The following is a 14256-nucleotide window of genomic DNA, read 5'->3' on the forward strand; positions in this document are numbered from 1 at the left end:
CCCCATGACATCGCATAGCAAGTCCGGAATGTTCGCCGCCGCCGCAGGACTCTGTCTTCTGATTGCGGCCGGCGCCTGCCGAAAGGGAGCTGATCGCCCTGAGGATCGGGAGGAGTTTTTGGCGTCGGCGCCCGTCAAGGCCGTTCGGGCGGCCCGCGACACGATCTCCGAGCGGCTGAAATACACGGGAACCGTTGAAGCACGGAAAAGCATCACCATCACCCCCGATGTGGGCGGAAAAATCGCGCGGATCCATGTTCAGGAGGGCGACAGGGTCTCGCGGGGTCAAATCCTGGCCGAGCTCGAAACCGAAGCCCTCCGGCTCCAGCTCAAACAGGCGGAGGCCGGAACGGCCGTCGCCGAAGCCGGATTCAACGACGCTTTGAAAAACAAGGAAAGGATGGACCGCCTGCTCAAGGAAAATGCCGTTTCCGATCAACAGCACGAAAAAGTCCATCTGGCCTATGAGGCGGCGGAGGCTCAGAGACGTCAGGCCCAGGCCGCCCTCAGCCTGGCCCGTCATGCCCTCGATATCTCCATTATGCGTGCGCCCTTTGACGGCATCGTGGCTTCCAAAAACGCCGATGTCGGTGATGTCATCAATCCGATGATGGGAGGATACGGGGCGGCATCGGGCGTGCTGACGATCGTGGACTTTTCTCAGGTCAAAATCGTTGTCGATGTCATGCAGACCGACGTCGTGAGGCTCCGCAGAGGCCAGGCGGCCTCTCTGACGGTGAGCTTCGCGCCGGGCACATCTTTACCGGGAGAAATCTCGGTTGTCAACATGGCTGCGGATCCGATGACGAAGAAGTTCCGCGTCGAGGTCACGGTCAACAATCCCGGCTTGGTCGTTCGCCCGGGAACCTTCGGCGAGGTCTTTTTTGAAGTCACCACGCATGAGAACGCCCTGGTGGTGCCCCAGAGAGCCGTCGTGGATAATGCCTATGTCTTCGTGATTGAGAACGGCCGGGCGGTGAAGCGAACCGTTTCTCTGGGACTCGAGAATTCCCACCGCGTCGAGATCCTTTCCGGCCTCGTCGAAGGGGAGTGGGTCATCGTGGAAGGCAATTTCGGTCTGGAGGAGGGAACGCCGGTCGTGTTTGAGGAGGGGAGGTCATGAAACTCCCGGAATTCGCCGTTTCCAAAAAAGTCACGGCCACGATGATGGCCATGATTCTGGTCGTCATCGGGATGATCTCCTTTTCCCGGCTTGGCCTGGATTTCTTTCCCGACCTCGAGTTTCCGACGGTTTCGGTTGTGACGACCTATCAGGGCGCCTCGTCGGAGGATATCGAGAATACCCTGACCAAGCCCCTCGAGCAGGTGGTGAGTTCGGTCAACCGCGTCAAGAAAGTCAGTTCGATGACGTCCGAAGGGGTGTCCGCCATCATGGTGGAATTCGAATGGGGAACGAACCTTGATTTCGCAGCCCAGGACATCCGGGACCAGATCGGGCTTTACAAGCAGTTCCTTCCGGAAGCGGCAGCCGATCCCCTGGTCTTCAAATTCAACCTCGGGCAAATGCCCATCATCTTCTACGGCATCACTGCGGACATGCCGATCAGAGAATTGAAGAAACTCATCGAGGACGAGATCGTTCCCCGGTTGGAACGGCTGGACGGAGTTGCGGCCGCCCAGGTTTGGGCCACCGATGAACGCGAGATCCTGGTGGCTGTCGATAAATCCGCCCTTGAGGTCATGGGATTGTCTCTTGACCGGGTCCTGGGGGCGCTGGCTGCGGAAAACATCAATCTGCCGGCCGGAAGCCTTGTCGAGAGACACTCCGACATCCTCGTCCGGACTCTCGGTGAATTCAAGACGCTGGACGACATTCGCCGGACGGCCGTCGGAGCGACGCCCCAGGGGATTCCCATCACCGTCGGCGACATTGCGGACGTCCGGGACACGCTGAAGGAAACCCGATCGGAAGGCCGGATCCAGCGCCAAAAAGGCGTGTATCTCATCATCAATAAGCGGTCCGGGGCCAACACGGCCATTGCCGGCCGATCCGTGAAAAAAGAACTGGACAAGATCCGGACCACTCTCCCGGCCGATGTCGAGTTCCATGTCGCCATGGACCAGTCGGAAATGATCCAAAGCGTAACCCGGGGAACGACGCAGAACGCACTGCTCGGAGGAATCTTCGCCATCGGCCTGATCTTTCTTTTTCTCCGCAACTGGCGGCCGACACTGATCGTCGCTCTGGCCATCCCGCTGTCCGTCATCACCACATTCATCGCCTTTTATCTTGCCGGATACACGTTGAACCTTCTGACGCTGGGCGGTCTGGCCCTCGGCGTGGGAATGCTGGTCGACAACGCCATCGTCGTGATCGAAAATATTTTCCGACATATCGAGGAAGGCAAGGAAGCCGATGCCGCGGCGAGCGGCGGAGCCTCCGAGGTCGGCATGGCCATCACGGCCTCCACCCTGACGACGATCGCCGTGTTCTTCCCGATGGTCTTCGCCTCGGGCATCACGGGAAAAATGACCCAGGGCTTGGCTCTGGCCGTTGCCTTCTCTCTGATTTCATCTCTTTTTGTCGCCTTGACCCTCGTCCCCCTGTTTTCCTCGATCCTCTTCGGCTCGCGACACGGAACGAAAATCATGGGGAGAGGCCGGGAAACCGGGCGGTTTGTCCGTTTCCGCGATGCCTACCGACGCCTTCTCGAGACGGTTCTGCGCCGGCGCCGCCTGGTCCTGTGGGGAACCCTGGCGGTTTTTATCCTGTCTCTGGCCCTCATCCCGTTTATGGGAACGGAGTTCATGCCCGAATCGGACAGAGACATGATCCTGATGAAGGTGAAAATGCCGGTTGGGACGTCTCTTGAAGAGACCGACCGCGTCGTGGCCGTGATCGAGGACCGCCTGGCTCGCGAACCCCACGTGAAGATCGTCGCCGCCCAGGTCGGGTCTCAGGCCGAGCAGGACGCCTCGGATGCGGCCTCGCCCATGGCCAACTCGGGCACGCATGAGGCCATCCTCTGGGTGGGTCTCGATTCTCAGGATGAGCGCGATGTCACGGACAAGGAGATCCTGGAAAGGATTCGGGCCGACCTGCCGAAACTGCGGGACGTCAAATACGAGTCCATCGATATCAGCCAGTCCTTCTCGGGGACCACATCTCCCGTCGAGATCAAGATCTTCGGCCGAGACCTCGACATGCTGAAGGAAGTCGCCGACGGCGTTACGGCCAGCATTCGGGATGTCGAGGGTTTGCGCGACCTGACCCACACCCTGGCCGAGGGCAAGCCGGAATACCATATCCGCGTCGACCGCGAGAAGGCCTACCGGATGGGCCTGTCCGTTTTCCAGATTTCCGGCGCCGTGCAGACGGCGACCCAGGGCCGTGTGGCCACGCGCTATCGAGATGGAAGCGAGGAAGTCGATGTCCGCGTCCGCCTCCAGGAAAGGTTCCGGAACTCGATGGACGAGTTGAGAACGCTGCCTCTGCTCAATCCGGCCGGCCGGATGGTTCTTCTGGACCAGGTGGCGGAGATCGAATCCGGCGCAGGTCCGATTCAGATCACGCGGGATAACCAGGCCCGCCGCGTTTCCGTCACGGCCAACATCGTCGGCCGGGACCTGGGAAGCGTCGTCGGGGAGATCAAAAAAAGGCTCGGTCCCATGGAACGCCGGCTTCCGCCCGGGTATTTCATCGAGTATGCCGGCGCTTACGAGCAGATGCAGGAAGCCTTTGTCATCATGATCGGCGCCTTTGCCCTGGCCGCGCTTCTCGTGTACATGGTCATGGCCTCCCAGTTCGAATCCCTTCGCCATCCGTTCATCATCATGTTCACCATTCCCCTCAGTTTGGTCGGCGTCGTTCTGGGATTGTTTCTGGCCGGCCGGGCCATCAGCCTGCCCGTTCTGATCGGTTTCATCGTCCTGTCGGGCATTGCCGTCAACAACGGCATTGTCATGATCGACTACATCAATCAGCTCATTCGGCGGGGTGTGGAGGCCCGCGAGGCGATTCTGCAGGGCGCGGCGACGCGTCTGCGTCCGGTCCTGCTCACGGCTCTGACAACCATCCTGGGGATGTTGCCCATGGCCCTGTCCACGTCGGCGGGATCGGAGTTTCGGGCCCCGATGGCCGTCACCGTCGTGGGGGGGTTGATGGCCACGACGTTCCTGACCTTGTTTATCATCCCCGGCGTCTACAGCCTCGTCAACCGCGTCAAGTTCAAGTGAATCGGCATGCCGCCGCGGCGGCGCCGGGAAGGACGCGACTCCGTTCAGACGGGCGGAATCAACAGCTGGCGCGTTTTTTCTGCGAGATCCACGGACTTGACGGGCATCTGGACGAGAAGATCGTAATTGAGGAGATTGAGACGGCGGTCGTCGACTTTTTCGAATTCCTTGCGGATCAGAACGACCTTGGTTTCTTTGAGGTCGGAGCTTCGCTTGATGACGTCGCAGAGATCGTAGCCGTTGATGTTCGGCAGATCGATTTCGAGGATGACGGCATCCGCCTTCGTCCTCAGGGCGGCTTCCAGCACGTCCCGTCCGTCGGCGACGATCTCGCTCTCGAAGTCCTCCCGATTGAAGGCCATTTTTACGATTCTCTGGGTGAGCGCGTTTTGAATGCCGATGACCACCCGGTGTTGCGTGGGCAGCACCTCCAAACCCGCCTCTTCGGGCGGAGGAGCGGGTTCCGGCTCGACCTCGGCCGGCACCGGAGCTGCGCTTTCGGCTTCAGGCGGAGAGGTTTCGTCGAAACCTGCCGTCAAGAACTGCGACGTCTCCGTCTTGTCCCAAGGCTCGCCGGCTTCTTCCAGCAAATGGCGTTTCAATTCCTGCCGGAAATGATCCAGGGAGGCATGGCGTTCGCTGGGATCGTAACGCAGGGCCTTCAGAATGCCGTTCTTGAAAATCTCCGGGGCTTCGAAATCCGTGCTGAAGACAGGGATGACCTGCCCATTAAGGATCTTGGCAACAAGAGAAAGGCCGCTGTCCCTGGGAAAAACCGGATCGCCGCCGGCCATCTCGTAAAGAACGGCCCCCAGAGCATAAATATCGGCCCGAAAGTCGATCTCTTCACCACGGGCCTGCTGGGGCGAGAGATAGGCGATTTTTTTCCTCAGCAGTCCGGGTATCTTGCCATATAACGTCTTGGCGGTCCTGAATAAGCTGAAATCCGTGAGCTTGACCTTGCCGGAGAAGGAAATTAAAAGATTGGAGGGAACGATGTTGCCGTGAACCTCCCCGGCCGCAGTCAGGGCGTCGCAGACCCGGATGCCGATATAGGCCAGAAAAGGAAACGGGAGGCGGCGGTTCAAAGCCCGGAGCCGGGCCGAGAGAGATTCGAGATCCATCCCGTCGACGTATTCCTTGACGAGGTAAACGTAGTCGTTGATTTTGCCGTAATCCGTTACGGCGACGATATTGTCATGGTGAAGCCGGGAAACCCGTTTCACGTCTTCCAGGAAAACCCGGGCCAAGTCCTCATTTGGGGATTCGATCCGGATCCTTTTCAGAATGCGGCGTTTTCCGTCCCTGTCATCCATGCGGCTGGTTTTGAATGTCTCGGCCATATTGCCGAAACCGAGTTTCTCCAGGAGAAAATAGCGGCCGAACCTGGACAGGAATTCCTCCTCACCGGCCGATTCTTCCGGGGAGGGGGCTCCGGAGGGGACGGCACTTTTTTCCGGCGGAAACCCGGACAGCAGGGAGGTGAGTTCGTCATCAACGGATGTCTCGGACGGCCGGAGAACCCTTCGGGACTCTTTGCGGATTTCTTCGATGATTTCGGTCAGACGCCGGTCGAATTCTTTCATGACGGTTATTCTTGGGAAATGTCGATCTTGGCTTTCGATCGCAGTTTGTCCATTTCCCTCTGGACGGCCTCTTCCGTGGCCCGCTGTATTCTCCTTTCCACCATCTGTTCCAGAATATCCCGGAACAGCTTGCGACTGACCTGTTCGCTCAAAGCCTCCAGGGATTCCGGCGGCAGCGGACCTTCAAGAACGGCCGGGGTTTCGACCGCCGCCGCGGGCCGATCCGGCTGTTCCGGTGTCTCGGCCGGGGGCGGGCCTTCTTCCATGGGGACGAGTTCAGAAAGCGCGGGAGGCGGGGCCGAGGTTCCCGGAGAAAGAATGATCAGGCAAAAATCCGTGGCGTTGACGGAGAAAAAACTCATGGTGATCCGCAGCTTCCGGCCTATGGTCCGCAGCGAGAGTTCCTTGATTTTCTCGATGCCCAGCGTGTCCTGAAGGTTGCGGAGGACTTCCTGCAGGGGAAATGCGAAAGCCGAAAGAATCTCCGGATCGAACATCTCGCCGCGGGCGTCGACGGGCAGACCTTCGCTATCCACGACCACGGCCTGATAGAGTTTGCCGTCATGAATCATGTCTTCGACGGTCTTGGATATAAATGTCATGGCCGGGCCTCCTGTTCCATGCGTTCAAGCATCCTGCGGATCATCGTGATGAAAGCTTCCCGAAGGTTTGTTCCGAGGAGAGAGCTGACGGAAAAAGACGGGTATTTTTCGAGATTCAACATCCGGGCCAGGTCTTGAGCGGAATGAATATCGTCCATGTCGTTCTTGTTGAAGAGGATGATGACGACGGCGTTGTTCAGCCGGGGCAGGTTTTCCAGATACCGGTTAAACTCCTCCACGAATTCCCGGTTGTGCTCCAATTCCTTTTTCTGGCTGTCGATGACGAAAAAGATTCCGTCCACATCCTCGAAAAGCATTTTTCGGGTGCTGAGATAGTAGTCCTGGCCCGTGGCGGTGAAGATGCGGACGTGGATGTTGGGACTGAGCTGGATCGGCGTGAAATCGAACAGCAGAGTCTGGCCGAAGGACGTCTCGATGGACTTGATTTTCGGGGTGACCTTCATGTCGGTTGGGATGACATGATTGAACAGCCAGCGGAGCGATGTGGTTTTCCCGGCCAGGGCGGTTCCGAAGAAAAGAACCTTGAAGTAGATTTTTCCGTTGATGATTCTCACTGGCTCTCTTTCTCAAACCGCGCGAGAATGTCGGCGATGCTGCGGCTGTCGGGCAGGCGGAATTTCATTTCCTTGACCAATTCCCCGCGCAGATCCATGGTGTCCCGCATGATCTTGGTCAGATTGTCGATGGCCCGCTTGGCCTCGAGACGGATCATCCCGATATAGGCGTTTTTCCCGGCGATGATGGTCAGAAGTCCGCGGGGCATCCTGTTCTGGCAAAGCTTGAGATCGCCGTATTCCACAATGATGTTGTCCAGGGTTTGTCCGAGTTCCGTTCCCACCTGGGAATAGGAGTTGTAACAGGCGGCGAGAAGGGCACCCAGATCTTCGGGCTTCATGTCGAAGCGGCCCGCCATTTCAATCGGAATTCCGTCGATGTCGATCAGGATGACTCCCACGACCTCGGGAACGCGCGTCATAATGCCTTCAACGATCTCTTTGATGTTGGCCATGGCACTCCTTCAATGCGGCTAGGCGCCTCCCTTGTCGGAAAGATCGCTTTTCCTTTTGAGAAGATCTTCAAGAGAATCTTCGACCCGGTAACGGACCATCAGGGGATTGGATCCGGATTCCAGGACGAAACCGAACAGATTGGCAGAGGGGTTGAGAATGATTTTGATATTCCGGGTATTGATCTCCACGAATTTGAGCTGGCCCGAGTCGCCGGCGGCGGCGGCCAGGGCCTCAAGTTCGTCCAGGATCTTGAAAAAGCTTTTTGTGGGAAAATGGATGTCCCGGTATTTGGCGTAGCCGACAAGGTCTTTGCCCTCGAAGATGCAGGCCAAATACAGCTCCTTGAAGGTTTCCATATCCTTGAGAAACCCGATGATGTCGGGAGTCGTCCGCCGGATATAGGACGATAGATCCATGCGGCGCTCCCGCTTCCCGATCTCAATGATTTTTTCCAGGGTCCGATGCCGGATATTCAGCATTTCGGAGATGTAGGATTCGCTCAGCGAACTTCCGGATTCCAATTCGTTGAGAAGGGCTTTGAAGCCGAGGTGGACCTCGCTCTGCTTCACCTGGACCTTGAATTCCTTGATGCCGGGACTGCAGCTTTTGGTTTCATCGATGATCATTTCCTCGATGAGCATGTTTTCGGGGACGGGATCGAGGAGAAAAACCTGGACGCCGTCGAATTTCAGATCGTATTGGATCTTGAGGTTTTCGCCTTTCCACAAATCGGGTTTGCAGGATGTGGTGGCCATCCAGCCCTGGGGCATGACGCCGAGCACGTTCCGCAGGGTTTTCGGACCGGCCCGGAAGTAGACGACTTGGACGGGGGGCGACCCCAATTCCTCCTCGGCATAGGACTGCATGAAGGCCTCTCTCTGGACATCGTCTTCCCCGGAATCGATAAACTTCGCTCCCTGGATATAGCGCAATTCCTTGGGGAATTCGCCGCAGAGGACAATGGTTCTGTAGAGCGGGATGAAGGGCTTGAGGCGAAAAAAAACCCGTTGGGAGGCTTCCGGTTCGGTGGAATAGATGACGATCCGGTTCCGGTGCCAGATTGAAGCCAGGAGCGCCGCTTCCTCGTAGTCCTTGAGGCCGCTCACATCTTTTCCTTTCCGGCTTGCGGGGCCTTATTGGTGTTCAGATATCGCTCCAGGGCCTGAGATAGATCCTTGATCAGAATCTTTGCCAACCCCAGGTTCATGGTCTTTTTTCCGATCAGGACGATGTAAACACTCTTGTCCTTTTGCCTCTTGATCAGAAGGACGCGTTCCTCCCATTCGACCTGCATCTGTTCCACAACGCTGGAGCTGGACAGAGACGTGACGGCGTTGGTGGAGCTGAGAAGCCGAGCGGCGTGATCCAGAACCTTGTCGGGCGTGGGACCGGCGAACTTGGCGAAGAGGACGGTTCCGTCCGGAACGATCAGAGCGAACCCATCCTGGTCGGCGACAAGCGGGAAACGATCGGCGACCTGAGCCAAAGCGGTCGGAGGAATGCTCATCTGTGCTCTATCCCTCTCGACCGGTCATCCTGAAAACGACCACGCTTCCTCCCCTGAACGTCGCTCCTTCGACCCGGAGGCTCTCCCGCCTATCCGGCGGCGATCGATATGCGATCTACTGGGCCAAAGCTTCCTTGAACTTCAGAACAATATCCGGAAGAATGACGTTCAAAAGAAGACCCATCTGGACATTCCGGCTATCCACCAACATGCCCCACTGATACTCTTCCATGGGGATGATCATGACCATCTTGTGGTCCGTCAGGTCGATGATATAAAACTTACCGAGAGCGGGAAAGTTGCTTGTTTTCAAGGATTTGTTAAGGAACGTTGTGACTTGGTTGAAGAGTGCGGTGGCTTTGGGCTGGGGATTGTAACCACAGATGCTCTGGCCGTCGGCAACCATCCAGATATCCGAAGCGATCAGACCGTCTCCTAGGTCTTCCTTTAATTTGTCAACGGCTGAACGAAGTTTCTTGATATTCATGATGATCCTCCTAGTGGAATTTTGGCGGCTTTTCCTGCGGGGCTTCCTTTTTCCGGCCATTCTCCTTTGCCTTGGGGCTCTCGAATCAGGCTTCACTATTAAATGGTCAATACTTGTCCCGGTCAATCACCCCTGAAGATGATTCCAGGGGTGATATTAGTTCGGGGGCCTTTCCGGGTCCTCAATCACCTGAAGCTCCGCCGAGCCGGCCTCCGTGTCGCCGATCATGAGTGCCACGGTATATCGTCCTGCCTCGGCCGTCGGAGCGCCAAAGGCTCCCATACGGGCCTGCTGCCCCGGTGTCCCGGCCGCGTCCTCTTGAGGCGGCCGCACCCGAAGGTTCCAGAAAATCTTGTTCAGCCCCGATTTTCCGGATGCATTGAGCTCTTGAACCGTTCTACCGGAGGTGTCCCTGATCAGGATCTTGACCCCTTTGGCTTCGCCTTTCAGCCAGTAATAGAGATTGGCCCCGTTCGGGGGATTCAGGGTTTTGGCGAATTCCCCGTAGGTCTGGCCGCGTCTCTCAAACATGTTCCACTTGACGACCCGCTGAGGCTCGAAGAGATGAGCGTCCCGGTCGAAGGTTTCCTGAGAAAATTCCTTGAAAGGCTGGATATCCACGATGTAGAATCCCCGTCCGTATGTCCCAACGGCCAGATCCCTCTCCCGCTTCTGGATATCCATGTCCATGACGATCGCATCGGGTGCGGATTCCGACATTTTCACCCAGTGGCCGCCTCCGTCGATGGTGATGAAGACGCCGTATTCGGTTCCGAGATAGAGGACGTTCGGATTGTCGGGATCCTCCTTGATGTCCCAGACCGGATTCATCATTCCGCCGCTGAGATCCTCCCAGGTCCGGCCCAAATCCCGTGTCCTGAAGACATAGGTCGTGTCTTCATTGTGAGTCCGGTATCCGGAGTAGGCGACATAACAGACATCGGAGTCGTGGTGGGACGGGGTCACGCGCTGAACCCATCGATCCCAGGGAAGGACGGCTCCGCGGGGGGCGTTGGCCCGGAGTTTCCCCGTTGCGTCGTAAAAGGAGGCTGTGACGTTCCTCCAGGTGTTGCCGTGGTCCGTCGAAACCTGGAGATTTCCATCGTCGGTTCCCGCCCAGAGAATGCCGGGCTTTTTCGGCGATTCGGCGAACGTGTAAATCGTCGCATATTGAAGATTCGTCAATTTCGATTCGGCGATTCTCTTCGGATCGGCCCGGGACAGATCGGGCGAGATTTTTTCCCATGACCCGGGTTCTCCCCGGCTCAGGGAACGGAAGACGTGTTGTGAGCCGATGTAGACGATTCCCGGATTGTGCGGAGAGAGCACGATGGGGGCGTCCCACTGGTAGCGTTGTTCGGGAACTCCGGCGGCTCTCTCCTCATCCGTGTTTCGATAAGCCAGCCCGATCATTTCCCCGGTCCGGAGGTTCATCCGCCGCGAGGCGCCGAACTGGCTCTCGAAATAGATCCAATCCGGGTTCCACCAGTCGCGGACGACCGTGAAACCATCGCCCGAGGGCAGGTAAGTCCAGTCGGCCGGATAGACGCCGTAGACGTTTCGATTCTGGGACGGTCCCAGCCAGGAGCCGTTGTCCTGGGTTCCTCCCATCACGTTATAAGGCATCTCCTGATCGACGGAGATTTTGTAGAATTGCTGGGCCGAGATGGTGTCTTTCTGGGACCAGTGTTTTCCGCCGTCCCAGGTTTCGCTGACCCCGCCGTCGTTGGCGTTCAGAATGTGGTCGGAGTCCAGAGGATCGATCCACATCCCCCGGGTGTCCACATGGCACTGGTGAGGGCTGTTCCAGGGCAGGGCCTTGAACGTCACGCCTCCGTCTTCGGATTTCATGACCCTCACCTCGACGGCGTAGATCACCTTGTCGCTGTTGGGATCGACATAAATGCGGCCCGAATATCCGGCTTCGATCTGGTTGACGACGGCGCTTCCGCCGACCAGGCGGTAATCCGTCATGCGCGTCCAGCTCTCGCCCATGTCCTCGGAACGATAGATAAAGCCGGCCTTGACGACCGGAGCCATCCGGGCCAGGGCCTGACCGTAGAGGACTTGAAGAATATAGCGGTTGACGGTCTGGTAGCGGAAACGCACCGCTTCGAGATCCTTGAACGCCGCTTCCGTTTTTTCCGTGGTTTCGAGACCCGCCGGGTCATCCTTGTAAATCTTCCGCGCGGCGGCGGCGAAAGCGGCCGGTCTCAATCCGAGTTTTTCCAGGAGATCCGGATCAGCGGCCCAGCGTTCGGCGTTCGTCCAGAGTTCCGAGGCGGCCGGGACTTTATCGGCCTCGAATTTCACGCTTTTCTCAAAATCGGGGTGAAGAGCGCCCTCCGGGGCCCCTTTTTTCAGGGTTTCCAGGACGAACCGGTTGGCTTGGTCAGCGGTTGCCCGGTCCGCCTCGATGCCGGCCAGCGTCTTCTCGAATTCGAGAACGGTTTCCATCATGTCCTTGTCCCCGGCGTAGATCTTTTTCGCGGCGGCGTTGAAAGTCTTGAAATCGACGCCGGTTCGGGAGGCGAAGTCCTTGTCGCGGATGAGTTCGTTGAGCTTTTCGGTGAGATCCCGTTCCGATTCGGCCTTAAGGGGTTCGAAAACAACCAGCCGGGCCAGGTCCCGGGGGATGGCCAAAGTTTTGAATCTGTTGAAATAGAATCCGTCGCGGAAAAGACCGCGCCGGAACAGGTAGCGATCCTGCAGGATGTCAAGACCCAAATTGACCTCTTCGTCCAGCCGGGCGTAGACGATATTGGGATCCCTGGGATACATGTCGAGACCGTTCCAGCCCATCCGGGCTTCGAGCGGCAGGCCCTGTGTCAGCTTGTTCCAGGTCCGTCCTCCGTCCGTTGTCTTGTACAGATGGTTGCCCGGCTGCCGGTCGATGAAGGTCCAGGTCCTGCGGTAGGTTTTATAGGCCGCGGCGATCAGAATTTCGGGATTCAGGGGATTCATGACGAAATCGCCCACGCCGCGGTCGCCGAGGTCGAGCGACAGCGACCAGGTTCGGCCGCCGTCCGTGGTCATGTAAAGGCCGCGCTCGCAGTCCATTTCATTGTCGTAGAGTTTCCCTTCGGCGGCGACGTAGACGATATCCGGATTTTCCGGATGAACGGCGACTTTGGCGATGAAGAAGCTCTTCTCCAGGCCGATCGGCGCCCAGGTCTTCCCGGCGTCCGTCGATTTCCACATCCCGTTGCCGTGGGAGCTCGAACGGGCGTGCATGGGTTCTCCCGTCCCAAGATACAGAATATCGGGATTGGACGGCGCCACGGCCAGAAAACCGATGCTGAGCGTGCCGTATTTGTCGAAAATGGGCCGGAAACTGATGCCGTGATCCTCCGTTTTCCAGACGCCTCCGGACGCCGTGGCCGCGTAATAGACCTTGTTCTGACCCGGGGGCACGGCGAAGCTGGTGATCCGGCCGGAAAATGTCCAGGGGCCGATGTGGCGCCAGCTGAAAATGTCCAGGTCTTTGACGGTCAGGGGAGCCTGGGCTCCGGCCTGGAGGCTCAGCCCTGAAAACAGGGCGAGCAGGACCAGGATGGGCATGACCGGAGAGAATAAACCGGTTTTCGGGGTCGTCATGGAAAACTCCTTATTTCTGGGTTTGCGGCCGGTAATATAGTCCAAAAGCTCTCTTCAGGACAAGGCGGTGAGTCCGCACGGAAATCAGACCGTGTATTTCAGAAAGGCGCCGATTTTGCCGTAACGGTCGAGCTTCGACGGCGGCGTGATGTGATTGACCGGAAGATTCCGGGTCATGGCCTGTTCGATGGCTTCGTCCACAATATCCGCCGTTTTGTCGGTCTTCACCTCGCAGGTGGGACATCTCAATTCGCCCACATATAGAAATCGGCAGGACGGGCAGATGCGGCCTTCCGCGGAAAAACCGTGGGTGACGACGAGGGTTTGAACTTCGTAGACATTGAGCTTCCGCAGGGTTTCCAGAAGTCCGGAACAGGCGCGGCCGCCTTTCTCGAGAATGCCGACGAGGCGGAGAACGATATCGTCCTCCTCCGCCTTCTTGAGCCGTTTCTCAAGATCGGCGGCTTCCTGGAGGACCCTGTCCGCGCCGGTTCCCGGGCGGGCTTTCATCCGGGCGGAGAACTTCTGCTTCAGGTAGTTATGGAGCAATCCGTCGAGAGCCGAGAAAAGCTTGTCGTCACATCCGATGAAAAGCGAGTCGTAGCCGTTTTTTTTGTCGATCTGAAAGGTTTTTCCGGCCGCCTTTTTGAGATGGGCCAGGACATGGGCTTCAATCTGGCGTTCGATTTTTTTGGTCTCGTAGCCTTTAAAAGTGCGGCCCTTGGACGGAGGAGGCTCATCGCTTTCCAGCTCGGCCAGTTTGTTCAGGACGTTCATGGTCGATTCGTACCAGACGGCTTCCCGGCTGTCGAGCAGGCAGATGAGGGATTTCCGGTGCCTGTCGAAGATGGCGGAAAGAGGCCGGACATAAAAGCTGCGTTCGAAAAGAATACGGGGCCGAGGCCCGTGGGGAAGTTCGAAATCCCGGAAAAAACCGCGGCTGCTGCAGGAGAACAGGGCCAGTCCCGGCGCCCCCAGGGTGTTGAGACCGGTCCGGCAGAAGTCTTCGATCGCCGAAAGGTCTTCAGACAGAGAGTCCTTGATCTTGGCGTTAACATCGAGATTTTCAAGCCCGGCCGCCGCCCGGCTGAGAAGGTTTTTCAGGTTCAGCGTGATCTCTTTTTTCATCAGGCGGCTTTTGTCGGTGTCCAGGAAAAACGACGTGGTCCATAATCCCTTGGCATCGAATTTCGCCAAAGCCTCGATCTGGGAACGCTCGGAAAGTTTCATGTCACCTCCAAAAAAAATG

11 protein-coding genes are annotated in these 14256 nt (G+C 57.7%); 2 read left to right on the forward strand and 9 right to left on the reverse strand.

Going from position 1 to position 14256, the window contains the following annotated elements; genetic code table 11:
- The first annotated feature begins 4 nt into the window (after positions 1 to 4).
- On the forward strand, positions 5 to 1123 hold the full coding sequence (locus SCM96_05955; GenBank protein MDW7760164.1) for an efflux RND transporter periplasmic adaptor subunit: 1119 nt from the start codon (positions 5 to 7) through the stop codon (positions 1121 to 1123).
- Entirely contained in the window at positions 1120 to 4197 is a 3078-nt protein-coding gene (locus SCM96_05960) for an efflux RND transporter permease subunit (protein MDW7760165.1), read from the forward strand. The genes SCM96_05955 and SCM96_05960 overlap by 4 nt, the downstream gene beginning before the upstream one ends.
- A 44-nt stretch (positions 4198 to 4241) precedes the next feature.
- Here the strand turns inward: SCM96_05960 and SCM96_05965 are convergent, their stop codons facing one another.
- From SCM96_05965 to SCM96_06005, 9 genes are all read right to left on the reverse strand, one after another.
- Positions 4242 to 5783 carry a serine/threonine-protein kinase gene (locus tag SCM96_05965; protein ID MDW7760166.1) on the reverse strand — a complete coding sequence of 514 codons (1542 nt, stop codon included), beginning with the start codon at positions 5781 to 5783 and terminating at the stop codon, positions 4242 to 4244.
- A 5-nt stretch (positions 5784 to 5788) separates the two neighbouring features.
- The gene (locus SCM96_05970; GenBank protein MDW7760167.1) at positions 5789 to 6385 is read right to left on the reverse strand and encodes a roadblock/LC7 domain-containing protein; all 597 of its coding nucleotides are present in this window, start codon (positions 6383 to 6385) and stop codon (positions 5789 to 5791) included.
- A complete protein-coding gene (locus SCM96_05975) occupies positions 6382 to 6960 on the reverse strand; it encodes an ADP-ribosylation factor-like protein (GenBank protein MDW7760168.1) in 579 nt (192 codons plus the stop codon). The genes SCM96_05970 and SCM96_05975 overlap by 4 nt, the downstream gene beginning before the upstream one ends.
- Positions 6957 to 7415, reverse strand: a complete 459-nt coding sequence (locus SCM96_05980) for a roadblock/LC7 domain-containing protein (GenBank protein MDW7760169.1) — start codon at positions 7413 to 7415, stop codon at positions 6957 to 6959. The genes SCM96_05975 and SCM96_05980 overlap by 4 nt, the downstream gene beginning before the upstream one ends.
- Before the next feature lie 18 nt (positions 7416 to 7433).
- Positions 7434 to 8522: a hypothetical protein gene (locus SCM96_05985; GenBank protein ID MDW7760170.1), complete on the reverse strand. Its 1089-nt coding sequence runs from the start codon at positions 8520 to 8522 to the stop codon at positions 7434 to 7436.
- Positions 8519 to 8923 (reverse strand): hypothetical protein, encoded by a 405-nt coding sequence (locus SCM96_05990; protein MDW7760171.1) that lies wholly within the window; start codon positions 8921 to 8923, stop codon positions 8519 to 8521. Before SCM96_05990 ends, SCM96_05985 begins: the two co-directional genes overlap by 4 nt.
- 115 nt (positions 8924 to 9038) lie before the next feature.
- Positions 9039 to 9410, reverse strand: a complete 372-nt coding sequence (locus SCM96_05995) for a hypothetical protein (GenBank protein MDW7760172.1) — start codon at positions 9408 to 9410, stop codon at positions 9039 to 9041.
- Positions 9411 to 9566: 156 nt separating this feature from the next.
- On the reverse strand, positions 9567 to 13007 hold the full coding sequence (locus tag SCM96_06000) for a hypothetical protein (protein MDW7760173.1): 3441 nt from the start codon (positions 13005 to 13007) through the stop codon (positions 9567 to 9569).
- Positions 13008 to 13091: 84 nt separating this feature from the next.
- A complete protein-coding gene (locus tag SCM96_06005; GenBank protein ID MDW7760174.1) occupies positions 13092 to 14237 on the reverse strand; it encodes a hypothetical protein in 1146 nt (381 codons plus the stop codon).
- Positions 14238 to 14256: the final 19 nt, after the last annotated feature.

This window comes from Acidobacteriota bacterium (assembly GCA_033549365.1).
GTDB lineage: Bacteria > Acidobacteriota > Aminicenantia > Aminicenantales > Saccharicenantaceae > JAWSUF01.